This is a genomic window from Nocardia aurantiaca (assembly GCF_009708175.1).
GTDB classification, from domain to species: Bacteria; Actinomycetota; Actinomycetes; order Mycobacteriales; family Mycobacteriaceae; genus Nocardia; species Nocardia aurantiaca.
The window spans coordinates 211984-230648 of record NZ_WMBB01000006.1 but is presented as its reverse complement, the minus strand read 5'-3'; the positions used below and the strand labels follow the sequence as shown (position 1 = coordinate 230648).

Below are 18665 nucleotides of genomic sequence, written 5' to 3'. Positions count from 1 at the left end.
TGCTACCGGTCCGCATGGCGATTCTCAGCCATGCGTGCCGGCCATGCGCTCGGCCCCATCTCCTCTCGCTCGACATGCACGGCGAGGGACCGGCGGTGGCTCCACGGATCCTCGATGCCGGAGGTGCGGACATCGCCGATTGCTCGAATATCCCGATGATCACCCGAATGGGTTCGTATCCCGGAAATGTTCCGTGGCTAGGGACCCGCAGCACCCCGCAGCTTGCGCACCTGCGCCGCGGTCATGGCGCTGAGCTGCTGCGGATCGGGTTCCTTCGCATCCGAGTAGGCGATCTGCACGACCGTCGAGCCGACCAGCGCGATGCTCACATCGGTGTACAGGGTGAGCCCGTCGCTGGTGGTGCGCACCTGGAATGCGCTCGATCCATCACCGGCCTGCGGCTGATTCAAACCGCCCAGCCGGAATTCGACTTTGGTGTTGTCGGCATCCTTACCGGAATACTGGGTACAGCCCGACAGCAGCGACTGGACCGTGGAAAAAGCCTGCGCTGCTCCACCATTCGCGTAGGACGCCGCATCGATGTCCACACTCGCGAAATTCGGCCCGCCGAACTGCGCCGCGGCCTGCGCCGCCGCCCCCGGAGCCTGAACGGCTATGGCCGCCAGCACATTCGCGCACTGCGCCGGATCGGTCTTGGCGCCCGCGCCGCCGGAGTTCCCCGGTGGCGGATCGTCGAGCGCGGTGAACCCCGCGGGCATCGCCGACACGTCCAGCAGATCCGAGCGCAGCGTGAATTGGTCGAGGACCGGAGCGCCGTTCGGGGATCGGCTCGGCTGCACGGTGGGCCCCAGGCTCGGTAATGCGGGCGTGGAATCCTTGCTGTTCCCGCAGGCGGTAGCCGTCAGCGCCAGCATGCCGGTCAGCAGCGCCAGCCGCGTCAGGCCCCCCACTGCACCTCCGTGCGCAGGGTCTGCCGCAGCGTCACCGAGCTGCGCGGGTCGCGGTAGGTCTGGTTGCCGCCCACCTGGACCGAGCCGGAGACCGGTAGCGGCAGGCCGAGATCCACCGCGATGGTGCCGGTGCCGTGCATGAGGTAGTCGACGATCTCCAGCTGGCCCGCCTCATTGGGCAGGTGCCAGACGGTGGATTTCGGCGTCTGCACGACATTCAGTTGGATGGCGAGCTGGTTGCCGTCGCGTGCGGTGAGGGTGCAGGTGGTGACCTGCTCCAGCGGCACGCTGCCGGAAACCTGCTGCCGCACCGTCCACACCGCGCCGACGCCGACGGCCTCGTTCGGGAAGGCGATGGACTGGTACACCGCCTGATAGAACGCCTGCTCCAGGGCGGCGCGCCCGGAGTCGGAGGTGGCGGGCGCGGGTGCGAGCTTGAGCGCGGTGATCGCGCCCAGATCGCTCACGTCGAAGCCGACGTGGGAGCCGTCCGCCGGCAGCAGCGCCTTGGCCAGGGTCGGATCGGGGGAGGTGACGTTGCCGAGGGTCAGTTCCACTCCGTCATTACCGGACTGCGCGGTAATCGGGATGGTGATCGCGGGCGGGGAGATATCGCGCAGCGCCTGCTGATTGATCTGCTGCTCGATGTGATGATCGGTACTCAGCGTCACCTGCTGGCTGATGCCCGGCTCGAGGGTGCGGCGCAGCGGCGAGCGGGGTTCGGCGCCCGGGTCGACGACGGTGGTGGTCACGGCCTCGATGGGCATGGTGACCTCTTTGTTGATGCCCGCGGGTTCGGTTCCGTCGGCTTCGGCCGTGGTCTCCGTGCGATCGCTGCAACCGACGCCGAAGGCTGTCAGGGTCACCGCGAGGACCAGGAGCAGTACCCCCGAGCGTGTGGTGCGCGTGCCCGCGCTTCGCCGCGGCGGGCGCGGTGTGCCGCAACAGCGTGCGGTGGCGTTGGCCGAGCTGGGGGAGGAAGACAACACCGTCACGTCGAACAGGTTACGGCGCGTTCCTGAAAAACAGCTGGGATCCCGTGGGGCCGTGGTTTCGGGCCGTTCAGAGTCGGCGAGCAGGGATGAGGAATGATGTCAGGGTGAGTACCGACCGGCCGCGCGAATCGGGCGCAGAGGAACCAGACACGTCGCCAGGGCAGAAGATTCCCGCGACCGATGCCGAGACTTCCCCCGTGAGCGAACCGGCCGAGTCGAAGGAGCCGGAGACGGCGGCGACCGAATCGGAGCCGGCGCGGCCGCTGCGGCTGCGCACCCTGCTGATCGTCGCGGCGGTTCTGCTCGGTCTCGATCTGCTGACCAAGACCATTGTGGTCTCCACCATGACCCCCGGTAAGCCGATCTATCTCATCGGCGATTCCGTGCGCCTGACCCTGGTTCGCAATCCGGGCGCGGCGTTCTCCATGGCCACCGGCATGACCTGGTTGCTGACCCTGATCGCGGCGGCCGTGGTGATCGGCGTCATCCGCATCGGCCGCACCCTGCGCTCGCTGCCCTGGGCCATCGGCTTGGGCATGGTGCTGGGCGGTGCGCTCGGCAATCTCATCGACCGTCTGTTCCGCGCGCCCGGGCCGCTGCAGGGCCATGTGGTGGATTTCGTGGCTGTCGGCTGGTGGCCGGTGTTCAATGTGGCCGATTCGTCGATCGTGTGCGGGGCCGTTCTGCTGGTGGCTTTGACTTTGTTCGGCTTCGAGCCCGACGGCACCCGCATGCATCGGCAGCAGGCGGCGTCCGGTGCGGAGGGGGGGACGGCATGAGGGAGACCCGCAGCATGCCGGTGCCGGATGGGCTGGACGGCATGCGTGTCGATGCCGGGCTGTCGCGGTTGCTCGGGCTGTCGCGGACCGCGGTGGCCACCATGGCCGAGGACGGCGCGGTTCAGTTGGACGGCGTCGCGGCCGGCAAGTCGGATCGGCTGACCGCCGGGGCCTGGCTGGAGGTCGAATTCCCCGAGCCCAAGCGGGAACTCACCGTGGAGGCGACGCCGGTGGAGGGGATGAAGATCCTCTACGCCGATGACGACATCGTGGCGGTCGACAAACCCGTCGGGGTTGCGGCGCATACGGGTGTCGGCTGGAGCGGGCCCACCGTGGTGGGCGGGCTGGCGGCCATGGGCTACCGCATCTCGACCTCGGGAGCCCATGAGCGGCAGGGCATCGTGCACCGGCTGGACGTCGGCACCTCCGGTGTGATGGTGGTGGCGCAGTCCGAGCACGCCTACACCCAGCTCAAGCGGGCGTTCAAGTACCGGACTGTGGACAAGCGGTATCACGCGCTGGTGCAGGGGCATCCGGATCCGAGCAGCGGCACCATCGACGCGCCGATCGGCCGGGCGCGCGGCAACGACTGGAAGTTCGCGGTCACCGCGGACGGCCGCCCATCGGTCACCCACTACGACACCATCGAGGCCTTCCAGTCGGCGAGCCTGCTCGACATCCACCTGGAAACCGGTCGCACCCATCAGATTCGCGTGCACTTCTCGGCCATCCGCCACCCCTGCTGCGGCGACCTCACCTACGGCGCGGATCCCCGTCTGGCCGAGCGCCTCGGCCTGGAACGCCAGTGGCTGCACGCTCGCCAGTTGGGGTTCAACCACCCCGCCGACGGCCGCTGGATGGAGATCACCAGCGAGTACCCCGCCGACCTGGAACACGCTCTCGACGTCCTTCGCACGCACTGATCGGGGTTCTCGAGTGGATGCACCGACGCTGCGCCGCGCCGGGATCGCCACGGCGGCCGCGTTCTTCGCGATCCTGATCGTCGTCCTGGGCTGGGCCATTCCGCCCCGGGCGGCGATCATCTCCACCGATCGGCTGGGGCCGGAAAGCGGCGAGCCGGTGGTCCACTACCTGGATCGGGCCCGGACGTCCTTGCAGGGCACCGACTCCGACAGCCACTGGGCGCTGCTGTCTTTCACCGAGGCGATCACGGCGGATCGCATTCCCGAATTCGGTGGTGGGCTGCGTATCTCGGAGATCGATTACCACGTGGCTGTCGACCGCGTGGCCACGCCCATCATCGCCATCGGCGTTCCGGAAGGCGACGCGGTGGCGGTGGCGTCGGTGAAATCGGCTGCCGCCCAGATGGAATCCACCCCCACCTATGACGACCGGTCGACGCGGGTGAAGAACCTCGTGGCCGCCCGTCTGCGAGCCGGCTGCGCCTGCGTCGTGGGCGTGGTCCTCCAAGCCCCCCTGTCGAAACTCCGAACCCTGGCCACCCACCCGGGAACTCGTGTGGTCGAGGCCCTGCCCGCCGACGCGTCCGCCGCGGTTTTCGCCGTGTCCCCGCTCCTCCCGGAGCAAGTCGACTCCGCCGGCCCAATCCCCGACGACGGCCCGGTCCCGGACAACTGATCGCATGCTGATCTTCCTCCTCGCGCTGGCCGGATTCGCGTTCCTCGACTCGCTCGATGTGCTTCTGGTGGGTGTGACCATGGCGGTCGTCTACGACAGCCGCCTGAGCCGCCGCTCCGCGGTGCCCGGTGCGCTCAGCTTCCGCGGTTGTAGCGGTGTTTCCTACGCGCAGGGCGATATTGACGGCCATGAGTGGCGTTCTGCCGCGAAATTCCTTGTGCCGCACAGAGGATCGATCAGCCACACTCGGTCGGACCGGTTGCCGGTGGTGCCGGATTCTTCGGCGAGGAATCGGTCCGTGGGATGGGCGGCGCGGAGGATATCGAGGATTGTTCGTTCGGAGGCGTAGTCGGCCTGGGTGGCGAAGTCGTCGGCTTCTTTGTCGTAGGGGGTGAGCGGGGCGTGGAATTGGTCTCGGATTATCCCGGAGGCTGCCTCGGCGGCTCAAAGCGCAAGGGCGACGTCGGATTCCTGCACCCTCTGCACTTTACCGAAGCGTATTCGGAATGAGTGAGAGTCTGAAAAGCGTTATATTACAACAGGATTCGACTGCAAATACCGAGCGCTGCCGCTAAAATTAGCACATGGGTTCGAAGGGGGAAACATTCGACACGTGCGGTATCGCCGAATTGGCGGCCGCGGTGGCGGCCCTGTCCGAATCGGTCCTGCATGGGAACCTGACCCCGTTTTCCGACGGGGAGGTCGTGGCATTGATGCAGCGCCTCGAGACCTGCAAAAGGCGACTGTCGGCGCTGGGTTCGCGGCTGATTATCGAAGCCTCGAACCGGTCGCTGCCGCAGGCGAGTGGGGCGGGGGCTGTGGTGCCGTTTCTGCGTCAAATTCTTGGGTGTCGCGGTATGACGCGGCGGTGCGGGTGAAGATCACCAAGCAGTGCGGGGAGTTCTTTCAGCCCACCGGTCACCTGCGGCCCGCCGTGTTGCCGCGAGTGGCCGAAGCCTTTGAGGCCGGGGATATTTCGCGTGATCATGTCCGCAATATCGTGGATGTGATGGCGCATCTGCCCGCTGGTGTTCCGGTCGAGGTGCGGGTGGAGGCTGAGGAGATCCTGGTCGGGCATTGCCGGGTCGGTTGGCCTGATGATCTGCCCGGGATCGGGCGTGAGGTCCTGGCCCGCCTCGACCCCGACGGCATGGTGGTTTCCGAGGCCGACCGTCGCCGCAAGCGCGGGATCGTGGTGTGTCGCCCCGGTGTGGACGGGATGTCGTGGATCGAGGGTTGGATCACTCCTGAGTTGCGGGCGTTGCTGGATGCGGTGTTCGCCAAGCTGGCGCGTCCGGGGATGTGCAACCTCGATGACACCGAAAGCCTGTCGGCCACCGCCGGTGTCATCGATTCGGCGGTGCTGGAAGCGGCCGCGCGTCGTGACCGGCGTGATGCCGGGCAGCGGACCCATGATGCGCTGTTCGCGTTGTTGCGGCCGGGTGTGGATCCGGCCGGGCTGGGCAACCACCGGGGTTTGCCGGTGCAGGCGATCCTGACCATGAGCGTTGCGGATCTGGAGCGCGGGACCGGTGTGGCTATCACCGCTTCGGGTGGGCATGTGAGTGTCGATTCGGCGTTGAAGATGGCCGGGGGCACCAGACCGGTGTTGGTGGTGCTCGATGCGGACGGGATCCCGGTGTATTTGGGGCGGTGTCGTCGGTTGGCGAGTCCGGGTCAGCGGTTGGTGTTGGTCGCTCGGGACAGGGGGTGTACTCGGCCGGGGTGTGATGCGCCCGCGTCGATGTGTGCGGTGCATCATGTCACCGATTTCGTCAAGGGTGGGCCGACGGATCTGACCAATCTGACCTTGGCGTGCGACCACTGTCATGCGCTGGTCAATGACAGTGCCACGGGTTGGAGAACGGTTGTGATGGGTGAGGATTCGCGGTATCGGGGGCGGACGGGGTGGATCGCGCCGAAGAGTCTCGATCCGTCGGGTGTTCCGCGGGTGAACCAGCGGCACCACGTGGGGGAGCGGGTCGCTGTGGCGGTCGAGTCGAGCTGTCAGCGGCGGGGTTCACGGGGGTGGGGTTCACGGGTGGCGTGACCCCGGAACCCTCTCATGCCCGGGCTGACGTGCGCAGGACAACGGGAAGCGAGGTCGCCTCGTCTGCCCTGCCCTGCCCTGCCCTGCCCTGCCCGGGCCTGCCCTGCCCCGGCCTGGCCTGGCCAGGCCAGGCCCAGTTCGGGCTGATGCGAGGTTGGGCGCCGGGGTGGTGCCATGACCCGCTGATCCGGGCCCAGGGATTGCACGGATCCTTACCCTTCTTGCAGGGTGGTGGAGCTCGTTGGCCGGTGCTTCGAATCATCCGGGAGCGCCGGGTCTGGCTTTACACATTGCCGGGGTTCATGGCCGAGAGCGGTTGGCCGTCCGTTGTTCCGCGACGACTCGACCGCTGATCGACAGACATGATGGGCATCGCCGTGTAAGGACGAGACGACATGGTCGTCGACCACAGTGTTCGGTGTGCTCATGATGGAGGTGGTTGTGCCCCAACAACTTCGGGCTTATATCGATCCCCTCCTGTCCCAGCGTGATCCCACCGCCGATCGAAGTTCTACGGGACCCGGCTGCCGGGTGAGAGTTCTATACGAGACCTGGCTACCGGTCAGGGCTCTATCGGGTACCCGATTGTCGGTGAGCGTTCTTCCTGGGACCTGCCTGTCGGCAGGTGTTCCGCCCCGGATCTGGCTGCCGGTGGGTGTTCTGCCCGGGAGTCGGCCGCCTTCGTAGAGCCACCCCAGCATCGGGATATCAGAATCCTCCGGCAGCGACCCCAGCCCACGGCTTCAAAGGTGCGTGGGCTGGTAGGCGAGTTCGGTCTCCCAAGCCAGCTCGCTCTCTCCTCCAGGCGTCTTTCAGTCTTTGTCTTTGAGTCTCTTCATCTTTGAACGCGGCGGCACAGGTCAATGGGCGAACTGCCAGCGCGTGGCCCCGTGTGGGTCGGTAAGGGCCAGCGCGACAGCGGTATGCGGAGCGAATCGATAGAGATGCCACGGCGCGGGCCCGGCGCTCTGAGCACTGTACGGGGCAGTGACAGCATCCCCGGATCGTTCAGCGGGCCAACCTCCCTCGCGAAAAACCGCAGTGACCCGGTCGATCTCACCAGCGTCCGTCACCCGGTGCGCCTCACCGGACAGGACGAGGTCGATCTCGGGGAAGCGGAAGGAGAGAGTGCAATACGGGTTACCGGTCAAGTTGCGAGACTTCTTGGTGCCGGGCCCGCTGGTGAAGTAGATGTGCCCGCCGGATTCGACGCACCCGATTCCAGCGGAACTGGGTTTCCCGGAAGGACTGACAGTCCCGAGGAACCCCGCCGTCTCGGGCAGCCCGATCCCGGCGTCCATCGCCTTCCGTACGACATCCCACGGCAACTCGGCCTTGCCGTAAATGTTGAGGTCCTGTGCGGATACCGGATCTGCGATCATCGCTTCCTTACCTCTCGTCGGGGACAGGAGTCGAGACGGCTCGGGCTCGGCGAATTCATCGTGGCTCGGGCGGGATTCGGCAGTAGGTGGTGAGGCGGCCGCATTCGACGAATCCGAGTTCTCGACATAGGGATTCGGTGGCCGCACCGGCCTGCACGACGGCGTGGTGGTAGCCGGCGTCGTGGGCGGCGTGCAGGGCCGCGGTGGTCATGGTGCGCGCGTGACCGCGGCGACGGTACTCGGGCAGGGTGGCGACGTTGTAGATGCCCGCGACGTCGGTGGACAGGAAGACTTCGGCGGTGCACGCTGGACGGCCGTCGAGGTAGCCGACCAGATAGCGGGCCCGGCAGTCCGCGGTCAGGATGCCGGGGGTGACGGCGGCGAAGAAGCGCGGGATCAGCGTGTCCGGTGGGTCCCAGGTGCCGGACAGCACGGTGGCGAAGTCCATAACCTGGCCCGGGGTGCAGACGAGCCGGAGTTCCAGCTCTCCTGGCCGTGTCCGCGGGAGCTGGAGCAGCGGCCGATGCAGGGCGGGTTCGGTGGAGGTGGCCGACCATCCGCTGGCGGTCAGCAGACCGGACAGCCCCGCCGGTTCGGAGGACGGGCCGAGCAGCCAGGAGAACGGGCGACCGGTCGAGTGGATCGTTGTCGTGGCGCGGGCGACTCGGTCGGCGGCGTCGACCGGAAACCTCGCGGCGGCGACGATATTGAAGATGGAGGAATCCGATCCGCTGTCCGCGATCACCAGCTCGGCATCCTTGTGTACCCGTGCGCCCGGGAGGTGGCGGTGCAGGTGGCATGCGTGCTCCGCGACATTGTGGTCCATGGCGGTCGCGAGTGCGGATCCGCCGTCGGCCCGCGTCTGCGGGACCTGTTGCAGGCGCACGGTTTTCACTCGGAGGCGGGGCGGAGTTGGGCTATGGCCCGGGTGTCCCGGTCCACGGAGAGCCAGAGGGTGAGGGCGTCGGGGGCGTGGGCGGTGTGGATGTCGAGCTGTTCGCCGTACCGGATGGGTTTGTTGTATTCGAGGACGAATCGGTGCGGCCGCTGGATGAGTTCCGTTGCGTCGGCGGTGAATTCGTGGACGGCGTGCCAGTACGCCGTATTGGTGATGTGCTGGAAGTAATCGGTGTCGGTGCGGCGCAGGGGAAATCGGGTGCCGGTGGTGGTCGGGAGAGGCTCGTCGAGCCACTGCTGCCAGCGCACACGGTGATCGTCGGTGGTGGTGCACATGAGCTCGAAGAATTCGTCCGCTACCCGCGTCGGGCTCATGGTGTCCTTGTTGACGTGGATCCAGAAGCCCTCGGTCTCGATCAGCCCGCCGCTGTCGGAGTCGATGCGGACCCGCATGGTGCACCAGCGCGGGGAGATGCCCGAGCACCAGCGGCGGATGCGCAGCTGAGCGGGCCAGGTGACCGGGCGCAGTACGTCGATGACGGTGCGGCGGACGATCCAGTGCGGATGGGAGTCGAGTGCGCCGGTGTGGACGAGGTGGTCGATGCCCGCGTCCTGGAGATGCCGGGCGATCCCGTCGATGCGCAGGTGTCGGTTCTCGTCCATGTCGACGGTGCCGAGGCGGCGGGTGACGTCGAAAATATGCCCAGTGCTGGGGACGGGGGCCAGCGGCAGGGACAGTGGATCCGCCGCGGCGGGGGCGGGACGGTGGGCAAGCTGGTCCATCATCGGCAGAACCTCCGGATCTTCCATCCGAGTGGCGGAGAGGAATGCACGGAACGACTGCGGCGACACTGCACCGGAGTGCCTTCGAGGGTAGTGCAGAACCCGTCGAGACGGCGGCCGCGCCGGTCGGCGTGCCCGCGGGGTGGGGTATGTCAGCGGCCGCTGAAGCTTCCCCGCGTGCGGCCAGCTGTGAACATCTGGCACACCGCCGGCATCCTGCCCGTACGCGCATGCCGAATTGAGTGCGCTGTGGCTGCCCTGCTCCGTCGGTCATCGCAAGGGTGCATGGCTAGCGCTGGTTGATAGCTGCCTCCAGGACCGAACGGAGCGGCGTGGCTGGACGCTGGAGAAGGTTTTCGAGTTCTCCTCCGGTGGTGGCGAACTCCCCGCGGCGTGCTGCCTGGAACATGCCGAGCAGCATGGTCGCCTGATCCGCGGGTACACCGTGTGCGATCGATGTGGCCGTCCACTCGGAATCGTCGGCGACGACGCGGCGGATCGTGCGTCCGGTGAGTTCGGTGAGAATATCGGCGATGTCCCCGAGGTCGAGCGCGTTCGGTGCGTTCAGCGGCGGGGTCGGCCCGTCGAACCTGGCCTCGTCGGCGAGGATGATCGCCGCCGCTTCGGCGAGGTCGGCATGCGTGGTCCAGGTGACAGGTCCGTCGGCCGGCGCGATTCGTTCACCGGTCTCGAGCGCCTGACCGAAGAGGCGCTGCTCAACGCTGTCGCAGAGCACGTCTTGTCCACCTATGTCGCGGGAAAGACGCTCGTCGAACACAGCGGCGACCCGGTGGCCGATCTTCGGGCCGGGTGGGACACGCATATCGGCTTCGGGTTGGCCAACCCGGCCGTGTTCGGCCTGCTCACCGATCCCGGCCGCGGGAATTCCTCACCGGCGGCGGCCGCCGGACTGGAGGTTCTGCGTGCCCGGGTGCACCGCGTCGCGGCAGCCGGGCGACTTCGCGTCACCGAATCTCGCGCCGTCGAACTCATCCACGCCGCCGGCACCGGTGCCGTGCTCGCCCTCCTGTCGGTCCCACCGGAAGATCGGCACCTCGACCTTGCCGACGCGATGTACGACGCGGTGATGGGATCGATCCTCATCGACATGCCGACCCTCCCCGAAAACAGCACGACCGCAGCAGTCGCCGCCTTCCGGGCCCTCGCGCCGAAGCTGCCGATGCTCACCGACGCCGAACGCGCCCTACTGTCCGGGTGGCTGAATCGAGCCGACGACAACCGAACCGGCCCCGGCGCCCCGAGCCCTTCCGGATGACATCGGAAACAGCTGCCGCATCGCCTCGTCTGCTGGGACGCCCGTTTTGTTGCGGTGGGATTGCCATGGCGGCCAGTCAGCCGCCACGCCGTTCCCCACGGCGCCTGTGACGGCCTGCGCGATGCCCTGTCCCAGGTGGACACCGGCTTCTGGGAACCCTTGCTGGACAAGGCCGAGACCGGCGGTCCCGCACCCGGCAGATCACCGTGCGCTGAATCCCTCAGTCCGGCAGGCGCACTACGCCGTCGAGGTAGCGGCGGCAGCGGCCGGTGAGCCGAACCCGGTCCCCGGTGAGGGCGCAGCGCATGGCCCCGCCGCGGCGGGACAGCTGGCGGGCGGTGAGGCTGGTGCGGCCGAGTTCTCGGCTCCAGAGCGGGGCGAGCTGGGCATGCGCGGACCCGGTAACCGGGTCCTCGGGAATACCCTGCCCGGGTGCGAAGACCCGGGATACGAAGTCGACCTCATCGCCCGCCGCCGTGAGGATGGCGGCGCGGTTCAAATCGGGAAACGCCGCGAAGTTCGGATGTGATTCGCGCACTTCGTGTTCGGCGGTCAGGAACAGCACCACATCGGTGCCCTCGAACGCCCGCAGCGGCCGCACCCCGAGCGCTTCGGCGAGCAGGTGCGGAAGTTCCTCGTGCACATCGATTTCCACCGATGACACCGACGGCAGGTCCAGCACCAGATCGTCGCGATCCCGATCCACCCGCAACCACCCGCCGCGCGTGTAGAAGTGGACCCGATCCGCGCCCGGATGCATGTCCTCCAGAATCTGCGCGGCCGCCGCCATGGTGGCGTGCCCGCACAGTTCGACCTCCACGGTCGGCGTGAACCAGCGCAGGTGGAAAGCGGGCGAGTTGTCCGGCGGTGCACCCGCTTCCGCCGGAAGCGCCGATGTGTAGAAGGCCGTCTCCGCCAGATTGTTCTCCTCCGCCAGCTGCTGCAACAGCTCGTCCGGCAGCCACGACACCAGCGGCATGACCGCCGCGGGATTGCCCGAGAAGGGCGCGTCGGCGAATGCGTCGAGCTGATGCAGCAAGACCTCCATGGCGCCAAGGTACCTGCGAATTCAATTACTGCCCAGAACGACCAACCCCCGGCGAGCCAAACCATGCGACCAGTTCAACGCTCCGAGCTTTCAGGGGCTTCCGCCCCGGAAACCCCGACGCCGCGCCGCAACCGAATCCCGCGGCTGCGTGACAACCGAACCCGGGAGCTGCTTCAGGACTGAGCCTCAGCCTGCGTCAGGACCGAACCTCGGGTTGCGTCATGCCGAGGCACCGGGCCGCGTCATGTGCAACTCAGGCGCCGCGGCACAACGAAACCCGGGGCGGTCAGAGCGGCCCCGGGTTGAATTGCCCGGCAGGTCAGTGTATTTCGTCCACAGCTTCGATATGGGTATGTGGCGAGTCGCCGAGGTACTTGGCGCTGAGCCACCAGGCAGTCTCGACCAGGACGATGCCGATTCCGCCGCACACGATGGCCGAAGTCGTCAAGGCCACGTTCGAGGGGTCGAGTTTGAAGAAGTGGCGGGTGAAGGGCACTGCGAACAGGATGAGGTAGCCCGCGACGGAACCCGCCACCAGGAGGATCTTCCACCAGTTCCAGGGACGGGCGACGATGGCCAGGACCCAGACCGCGATGATCAGGAGGGTGATCAGGGCGGTGGTGCCGGCTTGGACCTTGGCGGTCTCGCTCACGTCGGGGCCCTTGTAGGCGACGAGGTAGGAGATGAAGGTCATCACGCCGATCACCACGCCCGAGGGGACCGCCAAACGCATGACGCGGCCGACGAATCCGGTGCGGGCGCGTTCGTTGTTGGGGGCGAGGGAGAGGATGAAGGCGGGGATGCCGATGGTGAACCAGGCGGCGATCGTCACGTGGCGGGGCAGGAATGGGTAGCCGATGGCCTTGTAGCCGAAGATCTGGGAGCCGATGCCCACGATGCCGACCAGGAAGGCCAGCACCACCGAGTAGACGGTCTTGGTGAGGAACAGGTTGGAGACCCGTTCGATATTGCCGATCACCCGGCGGCCCTCGCCCACCACATAGGGCAGGGTCGCGAATTTGTTGTCCAACAGCACGATCTGCGCCACCGAGCGGGTAGCGGGGCTGCCCGAGCCCATGGCGACGCCGATATCGGCGTCCTTCAGGGCGAGCACGTCATTGACGCCGTCACCGGTCATGGCGACGGTGTGGCCGCGCGATTGGAGCGCACCGACCATGGCGCGCTTCTGATCCGGGCGGACGCGGCCGAAGACGGTCTTGTGCTCCAGCACATCGGCCAGCTCGTCCTGGTCGGTCGGCAGCTTGCGGGCGTCGACCGGGTCGTGGCCGCCCGGCAATCCCAGCGAGGACGCCACCGCACCGACCGACACCGCATTGTCGCCGGAGATGACCTTGGTCGAAACATGCTGGGAGGCGAAGTATTCCAGCGTCCCCCTGGCGTCGGGCCGTACCTTCTGCTCGAGCACTACCAGCGCCGCCGGGGTGACCTGTCCGGGCGCGTCCGGCGCGTCCACCGGCCGGTCGCTGCGGGCCAGCAGCAACACGCGCAGACCCTTGGCACCGATGTCCTGTGCGGTGTCGGCGATCTCGGAGGCCGGATCCAGCAGTACGTCCGGCGCGCCCATCAGCCAGTTGCCGCGCTCGCCGTAGGACATGCCGCTCCACTTCTTGGCGGAGGAGAACGGCGCGACCCCACTGGACTGCCAGCCCGGCGCGTCGGGCAGCGCCTCCTTGATGGCCAGCACGCTGGCATTGGGCCGCGGATCGTCGGCGGCCAGCGCGGCCAGCACCTCGCGCAGCGTCGCCTCCGGAATGTCGTTCACGGGACGGACTTCCGAGAGTCGCATGCCGTTCTCGGTGAGCGTGCCGGTCTTGTCCGCGCACACCACGTCCACCCGGGCCAGCCCCTCGATGGCGGGCAGCTCCTGCACCAGACACTTGCGCGCGCCGAGGCGGATCACGCCGACCGCGAACGCGATGGAGGTCATCAGCACCAGACCCTCGGGCACCATGGGCACCAGCGCTGCCACCATGCCGTTGACGGCGGGCCGCCAGGATTCCTTGGACGAGACCAGCTGGTTGTAGATGGACAGCAGACCCGCCGGAATCAGCAGGTAGGTGATGACTTTCAGAATGGTGTCGATACCGCTGCGCAGCTCCGATTTCACCAATGTGAACTTGCTGGCCTCGTCGGCGAGTTTGGCGGCGTAGGCGTCCTTGCCGACCTTGGTGGCCCGGTAGGCGCCGCTCCCGGACACCACGAAGCTGCCCGACATGATATGGGCGCCAACGGTTTTGTCGATCGGATCGGCCTCGCCGGTGAGCAGCGACTCGTCGACCTCGAGCAGCTCGGACTCGATCACCTCGCCGTCGACGACGATCTGGTCGCCGGGCCCGAGTTCGATGATGTCGTCGAGCACGATCTCCTGCGGCGCCACGGCGGTGGTCCTGCCCTCGCGCCGCACCATGGGCTTGGCCTGACCGATGATGGCCAGCTTGTCCAGGGTGTTCTTGGCCCTGACCTCCTGGATGATGCCTACCGCGCTGTTGGCGATGATCAGCAGTCCGAACATGCCGTCGATGAGCGATCCGGTGGCCAGCACCAGGATGAACAGCACGCCGAGGATCGCGTTGATCCGGGTGAACACATTCGCCCTGACGATGTCCCTCACGGACCGGCTGGCCCGCTGCGGCACGTCATTGGTGAGCCCGTCCCGGCGGCGCTTCTCCACCTCGGCGGCGGTGAGTCCCAACGCGGGTGGACTGGGCGGACTCGTTGCCTGCGCGGTGATCGACATGCCGACCAGGCTAGCGGGCCGACGGGTTAGCCCAGGTATAGCCAACTTTCCTGGCGTCGGGACGGGCTGCAGCGCCAGGTCAGAGGCAATCCGGCAAATCGGGCACAAAAGGATTTGTTGCGCACGCTAACGTCATTGGGTGGCCGAAGGACATCAGAACCCGGAGTCCGCCATCCCGCATCCGGCCGAGGTCGCCGGCGCCGGGGCCGTCATGACGGCCAAGCCCGGATGGCGCGGCCGGTTCACCCGGCATGACAGCGGACGCGACACCGGCATCGCGTTCGGCATCGGCGCTTACTTCCTCTGGGGCCTGTTCCCCGCGTTCTTCGGGCTGCTGTCCTTCGCGAGCGCGGGCGAGGTGCTGGTCGAACGGATCCTGTGGACCCTCGTCGTCGCGCTGCTGGCGCTGCTGGTGGCCGGGCGGATCGGCGAGTTGCGGCGGATCGACGCGCGGACCTGGCGATTGGCGGCGGTGGCATCGGCGGCCATCTCACTGAACTGGGGCACCTATGTGTACGGCGTCATCTCCCACCATGTGGTGGAGTGCGCGCTCGGCTACTTCATCAATCCGCTCGTAACGGTCGCCTTCGGCGTCCTCATCTTTCGCGAGAGACTGCGCCCACCGCAGTGGGTCGCGCTCGGACTGGGTGCGACGGCGGTTATCGTGCTGACCGTCGACTACGGCAGCCCGCCGTGGATCGCCCTGATCCTGGCCTGCTCCTTCGCCACCTACGGCCTGGTCAAGAAGGTGATCCGGCTCGACGCCCTGCCCGGCCTGGCAGCGGAGGGTCTGGCGGCCGCCCCCTTCGCCCTGATCGCCGTCGTCGTCATCGCCCTCACCGGGAACGCCACCTTCGGCTCCTCGGTCCCGCACACCACCCTGCTCATGCTGACCGGCCCGGTCACCCTCGTGCCCCTGGTCTTGTTCGCGCTGGCCGCACCGCGAGTTCCGTTGTCCACCATGGGAATCCTCCAATACCTCACCCCGGCCCTCCAGCTCACCTGGGGAGTCGCGGTGGGCCATGAACCCATGCCCGCCTCCCGCTGGGCCGGTTTCGCCCTCATCTGGCTGGCCCTGGCCATCTTCACCGCCGACGCCCTGCGCCGCTCGCGCCGCCCGACGGTCACCGTCCCCGAATAGCGTGAAACCGCTCTGCCGACGCGCGGGCCGCTGCGGCCGAGACGCCGGTCGATCCGGCCCCGGTGGACGGTCTACCTTCCGGATGGATCCGGGATCGATCTGGTTCGTGAGATCACCTTCGACGCCATGATGGTCACCGCCGCAAGGGAATCGGAGACCGTGCGCGCCGCGCCGACGGCCGCGGGCGCTGGGCTGTCCGATGAAGCGCTTCGGTCACGCCGCACTCGCGGCCCGGCCGGCGGGCTACCTCGGGCTACCGGCGGCTGCGCGGGTCCGGGCGGCCACGGCGAGCGACGGGAATGCCGGCCTGGCGGCGCTGTGACGGTTCGCACACGTCGCTTGGCGGAAGCGCACGCGGGTGGTTAACGTCGAGGACGTGGCGATGCTCCTGTCGGCCGACTCGTACCGGTCCAGGGTCGGGATCGTCACGAGCACAGGAGAATTCCCATCACTATCCAGTTCAACCACACCATTGTCGCGTGCACGGACAATCGAGTCTCCGCGGAATTCTGGGCGGACATCCTCGGGGTGGAGGTGGGCAAGCCGTGGGGGCCATTCCTACCGATCACCGTCGGGAATGGCGTCACCTTCGACTTCGCCAATCTGCCACCGGGTTTCGAGGGCGAACCGCAACCACAGCACTACGCCTTCCTCGTTTCCGAGGACGAATTCGACGCGGCCTACGAGAAGATCAAGCGGTATGGGCTCACCTATTGGGCCGATCCGCGGCAGCGGGCCGTCAACGAGATCAACCACAATGACGGCGGCCGGGGGATCTATTTCCTCGATCCCGCCGGCCACTACATGGAGTTGATCACGGTCCCGTACGGTGGCCGGCCGCAATAACCCTCACGCGGCCGTCGCGGCGATCTCACGCGGCGATCGCGACGCCCAATGAGAGCGCGACCCAGGGCTTCGGGCCCTGCTGGTAGTACCGATCGATATCGCGGATTTCGAATCCCGCGGCTTCGATCAGGCCGCGAATATCGCGGTTGAGGTGGCAGCCACCGGCCAGCGTCCTCTGCACCGAGTTGAACCGGTGCTGCCACTTCTGGACACCGGCATCGGGGGCGAGACCGTGCTCGACGAAATGGAACGTACCGCCGGGCACCAGCACTCGGCGCACTTCGGCGAGCGCGGTCTCGACATCCGGAATGGTGCACAGCGTCCACGTCGACAGCGCGGAATCGAAGCTGTCGTCCTCGAATGGCAGCGACTGTCCGTCCAGACCGGCGCGTTCCACCGGAACCGTCGCGGCGGCCAACCGTTCGGCGGCCAGTCTCCACCCGAGGTCGGCGGGCTCGACCGCGCTCACCGACTTCACCGAGCCCGGATAGAACGGGACATTGCGCCCGGACCCGAACCCGATCTCGACCACGCGCCCGTGCAGGTCGGCGCAGACCCGCTGCCGCTCCGGATCCATCTGCTTCGCACCGCAGCACAGGTCGATCAGCCTGGGCAGCACCCGGTCTTCGTAGATTCCCACCACATCACTCTTACAAGCGAAGCGCGCGTGCGCCACTGCTTCGCGCACTGTGCGCGTGCCCGGTCAGCGGGCAGGCGGGAATCGTTGCGTCAGCCAATCCGTCACGAAGGTGAGCACCTGCGGGTCGATGGTGGTCTCGATCTTCGCGTATTCGTCGGGCGTGCCCTTGTCGGCGGGCTGCATCAGGTGATTGAGCCCGTCGAAGACGTGCACGGTCGCGTCCGGATCGGCGGCCAGCAGCGTGCGCGCGGGACCCTCGTTCTGGGCCGCGGGCACCTGGAGATCCTTGCTGCCGTAGAGGGCCAGCACCGGCACCCGCAGCGCCGACAGCGCCGGGGCCGGGTCGTAGTCGACCAGCGCGGCCATGTACGGCGTCACCAGATCGTCGATATCCGCCTCGGACAGCTTCTTGTCGGCGGGCAGGCTGTCATTGTGCTGCCGCACATAGGTCTTGGCGGCCTCCAGATCACCCGAGCGCAGCAGCGTCGCCAGCGTCGAGGAGAACGCGACCTGCTGACTGATCTGCTCGGGCGTGGCCCCCTGTGCGGTGAGGATCAGCCGGTTCTGTTCCACCAGCACATCCGACCCGGGCACCGACGGCCCCGCCATCATGATCACGAACGCCACCCCGCTGTCCGGCCTCGTGGCGTACAGCGGCACGAGATATCCGCCCTCGCTGTGGCCGAGCAGGCCGATCCGCTTGGCGTCGATCTCCGAACGCCCGTGCAGGAAGGCCATTCCGGCGCCGATGTCGTCGGTGAGTTCCTGATAGGTCGCGCTGTCCAGGTGCCCGCCGGTCTTGCCGACGCCGCGCTTGTCGGTGCGCAGCACCGCGTAACCCGCGCGGGTGAGGGTGTCGGCCAGCAGCAGGAACGGCTTGTGGCCCAGCAGTTCCTCATTGCGGTCATTGGGTCCGCTGCCATTGATCAGCACGACGGTCGGGAACGGCCCGCCGCTGTTGGGCTCGGTCAGCGTCCCCGCGATGGTGATGTCCCCGCTGGGGTAGCTGACGTCCTCGGACTTGTACGGGTACGGCGGTTTCGGCTCCTGAGGCCGCGGCGGACCCTCGACTTTGCCGTGGGTCAGGTTCAGCGGAAAGGTCTGCCCGGATTGGCTGAACCGGCCCTTGATGCTGTCGGAGCCCTTGTCGTACTTGCCCTGGAACGACGGATTGCCCGGCATCTTGGCGAGGGTCCAGGCCACGTCATCGGGATCGTTGCTCACATCGCCGAGCGGAGCGGCGTCGACGCCCTGTGCCGGAATGTCGATGGTGGCCTTGCCCTCATCGGTGAAGGTGACCCCCACGGCCAGCGGATGGTCGGGAATCTCGATGCTTCCGTGCCAGTCCCCGGTCAAACCGCCCGGCGCGGCCTCCCGCATCGGCGACGAACATCCGGCGAGCACGAGTGCGAGCATGACCAGCACCGGCGCGAGCAACGACCACGGCCTTCGCATGGCCACAGCCTACGCAGCCGGCCGCCGATCACCCGAGCGCGCCCGATCTCGGTAAACCTTGTCCCGATAACGCCATTGTCGCTACCCGGCCAGCCCGAATAACCA

Annotated in this window: 19 protein-coding genes and 1 pseudogene; 9 read left to right on the top strand and 11 right to left on the bottom strand. The window is 67.4% G+C overall.

Annotated elements, in window-relative coordinates; translation table 11 throughout:
• Window positions 1-197 precede the first annotated feature (197 nt).
• Window positions 198-911 (bottom strand): hypothetical protein, encoded by a 714-nt coding sequence (locus GLP40_RS14580; protein WP_154788423.1) that lies wholly within the window; start codon window positions 909-911, stop codon window positions 198-200.
• The gene (locus GLP40_RS14575) at window positions 899-1906 is read right to left on the bottom strand and encodes a hypothetical protein (RefSeq protein WP_328290164.1); all 1008 of its coding nucleotides are present in this window, start codon (window positions 1904-1906) and stop codon (window positions 899-901) included. Before GLP40_RS14575 ends, GLP40_RS14580 begins: the two co-directional genes overlap by 13 nt.
• Window positions 1907-2010: 104 nt before the next feature.
• On the opposite strand from GLP40_RS14575, the gene lspA reads away from it, so the two are divergent.
• The 4 genes and pseudogenes from lspA to GLP40_RS35200 form a co-directional block, all read left to right on the top strand.
• Window positions 2011-2685: a signal peptidase II gene (gene lspA / locus GLP40_RS14570; RefSeq protein WP_407671591.1), complete on the top strand. Its 675-nt coding sequence runs from the start codon at window positions 2011-2013 to the stop codon at window positions 2683-2685.
• The gene (locus tag GLP40_RS14565; protein ID WP_154788421.1) at window positions 2682-3608 is read left to right on the top strand and encodes an RluA family pseudouridine synthase; all 927 of its coding nucleotides are present in this window, start codon (window positions 2682-2684) and stop codon (window positions 3606-3608) included. The genes lspA and GLP40_RS14565 overlap by 4 nt, the downstream gene beginning before the upstream one ends.
• A gap of 13 nt (window positions 3609-3621) precedes the next feature.
• Window positions 3622-4284, top strand: coding sequence for a hypothetical protein (locus tag GLP40_RS14560; protein ID WP_328290162.1), 663 nt, complete (start codon window positions 3622-3624; stop codon window positions 4282-4284).
• A gap of 4 nt (window positions 4285-4288) precedes the next feature.
• A pseudogene (locus GLP40_RS35200) lies at window positions 4289-4426 on the top strand (GAP family protein); the annotation flags it as partial.
• Between the two features lie 20 nt (window positions 4427-4446).
• Here GLP40_RS35200 and GLP40_RS35085 read toward each other — a convergent pair.
• Window positions 4447-4704, bottom strand: a complete 258-nt coding sequence (locus GLP40_RS35085) for an inositol monophosphatase family protein (protein ID WP_407671603.1) — start codon at window positions 4702-4704, stop codon at window positions 4447-4449.
• Window positions 4705-4868: 164 nt separating this feature from the next.
• Between GLP40_RS35085 and GLP40_RS14550 the strand changes: the two genes are divergently transcribed.
• Together GLP40_RS14550 and GLP40_RS34825 are read left to right on the top strand one after the other, a co-directional pair.
• Entirely contained in the window at window positions 4869-5162 is a 294-nt protein-coding gene (locus GLP40_RS14550) for a hypothetical protein (RefSeq protein WP_154788420.1), read from the top strand.
• Window positions 5132-6334 carry an HNH endonuclease signature motif containing protein gene (locus tag GLP40_RS34825; RefSeq protein ID WP_154788419.1) on the top strand — a complete coding sequence of 401 codons (1203 nt, stop codon included), beginning with the start codon at window positions 5132-5134 and terminating at the stop codon, window positions 6332-6334. Before GLP40_RS14550 ends, GLP40_RS34825 begins: the two co-directional genes overlap by 31 nt.
• An 860-nt stretch (window positions 6335-7194) precedes the next feature.
• Here the strand turns inward: GLP40_RS34825 and GLP40_RS14540 are convergent.
• The 4 genes from GLP40_RS14540 to GLP40_RS14525 all read right to left on the bottom strand — a co-directional run bounded on the left by GLP40_RS14540 (window position 7195) and on the right by GLP40_RS14525 (window position 10174).
• Window positions 7195-7716, bottom strand: coding sequence for a pyridoxamine 5'-phosphate oxidase family protein (locus GLP40_RS14540; RefSeq protein WP_154788418.1), 522 nt, complete (start codon window positions 7714-7716; stop codon window positions 7195-7197).
• Window positions 7717-7771: 55 nt separating this feature from the next.
• Window positions 7772-8602, bottom strand: a complete 831-nt coding sequence (locus GLP40_RS14535; RefSeq protein WP_328290161.1) for a GNAT family N-acetyltransferase — start codon at window positions 8600-8602, stop codon at window positions 7772-7774.
• Window positions 8603-8607: 5 nt separating this feature from the next.
• Window positions 8608-9399 (bottom strand): acyl-[acyl-carrier-protein] thioesterase, encoded by a 792-nt coding sequence (locus GLP40_RS14530; RefSeq protein ID WP_196054666.1) that lies wholly within the window; start codon window positions 9397-9399, stop codon window positions 8608-8610.
• 286 nt (window positions 9400-9685) lie between these two features.
• Window positions 9686-10174, bottom strand: coding sequence for a Rossmann-fold NAD(P)-binding domain-containing protein (locus GLP40_RS14525; RefSeq protein WP_230329573.1), 489 nt, complete (start codon window positions 10172-10174; stop codon window positions 9686-9688).
• A gap of 12 nt (window positions 10175-10186) precedes the next feature.
• Between GLP40_RS14525 and GLP40_RS14520 the strand changes: the two genes are divergently transcribed.
• Complete coding sequence (locus tag GLP40_RS14520; protein WP_154788416.1) at window positions 10187-10672, top strand: hypothetical protein; 486 nt, start codon at window positions 10187-10189, stop codon at window positions 10670-10672.
• 220 nt (window positions 10673-10892) lie between these two features.
• Here GLP40_RS14520 and GLP40_RS14515 read toward each other — a convergent pair whose 3' ends face one another.
• Together GLP40_RS14515 and GLP40_RS14510 are read right to left on the bottom strand one after the other, a co-directional pair.
• On the bottom strand, window positions 10893-11720 hold the full coding sequence (locus GLP40_RS14515) for a PhzF family phenazine biosynthesis protein (RefSeq protein ID WP_154788415.1): 828 nt from the start codon (window positions 11718-11720) through the stop codon (window positions 10893-10895).
• Window positions 11721-12039: 319 nt separating this feature from the next.
• Complete coding sequence (locus tag GLP40_RS14510) at window positions 12040-14478, bottom strand: cation-translocating P-type ATPase (protein WP_154788414.1); 2439 nt, start codon at window positions 14476-14478, stop codon at window positions 12040-12042.
• Between the two features lie 211 nt (window positions 14479-14689).
• Here GLP40_RS14510 and rarD point away from each other — a divergent pair, with 211 nt between their 5' ends.
• On the top strand, window positions 14690-15619 hold the full coding sequence (gene rarD / locus GLP40_RS14505; protein ID WP_154788635.1) for an EamA family transporter RarD: 930 nt from the start codon (window positions 14690-14692) through the stop codon (window positions 15617-15619).
• 447 nt (window positions 15620-16066) lie between these two features.
• Window positions 16067-16465, top strand: coding sequence for a VOC family protein (locus tag GLP40_RS14500; RefSeq protein WP_328290213.1), 399 nt, complete (start codon window positions 16067-16069; stop codon window positions 16463-16465).
• Between the two features lie 25 nt (window positions 16466-16490).
• On the opposite strand, the gene GLP40_RS14495 is transcribed toward GLP40_RS14500, so the two are convergent.
• Together GLP40_RS14495 and GLP40_RS14490 are read right to left on the bottom strand one after the other, a co-directional pair.
• On the bottom strand, window positions 16491-17105 hold the full coding sequence (locus GLP40_RS14495; protein WP_328290160.1) for a class I SAM-dependent methyltransferase: 615 nt from the start codon (window positions 17103-17105) through the stop codon (window positions 16491-16493).
• Between the two features lie 63 nt (window positions 17106-17168).
• Complete coding sequence (locus GLP40_RS14490; RefSeq protein ID WP_230329572.1) at window positions 17169-18560, bottom strand: alpha/beta hydrolase family protein; 1392 nt, start codon at window positions 18558-18560, stop codon at window positions 17169-17171.
• Between the last annotated feature and the right edge of the window lie 105 nt (window positions 18561-18665).

Coding starts and splice junctions, on each gene's coding strand:
- GLP40_RS14565 (WP_154788421.1), top strand. CDS start 2,682: ATGAGGGAGACCCGCAGCATGCCGGTGCCGGATGGGCTGGACGGCATG.
- GLP40_RS14550 (WP_154788420.1), top strand. CDS start 4,869: ATGGGTTCGAAGGGGGAAACATTCGACACGTGCGGTATCGCCGAATTG.
- GLP40_RS14540 (WP_154788418.1), bottom strand. CDS start 7,716: ATGATCGCAGATCCGGTATCCGCACAGGACCTCAACATTTACGGCAAG.
- GLP40_RS14530 (WP_196054666.1), bottom strand. CDS start 9,399: ATGATGGACCAGCTTGCCCACCGTCCCGCCCCCGCCGCGGCGGATCCA.
- GLP40_RS14515 (WP_154788415.1), bottom strand. CDS start 11,720: ATGGAGGTCTTGCTGCATCAGCTCGACGCATTCGCCGACGCGCCCTTC.
- GLP40_RS14510 (WP_154788414.1), bottom strand. CDS start 14,478: ATGTCGATCACCGCGCAGGCAACGAGTCCGCCCAGTCCACCCGCGTTG.
- rarD (WP_154788635.1), top strand. CDS start 14,690: ATGACGGCCAAGCCCGGATGGCGCGGCCGGTTCACCCGGCATGACAGC.
- GLP40_RS14490 (WP_230329572.1), bottom strand. CDS start 18,560: ATGCGAAGGCCGTGGTCGTTGCTCGCGCCGGTGCTGGTCATGCTCGCA.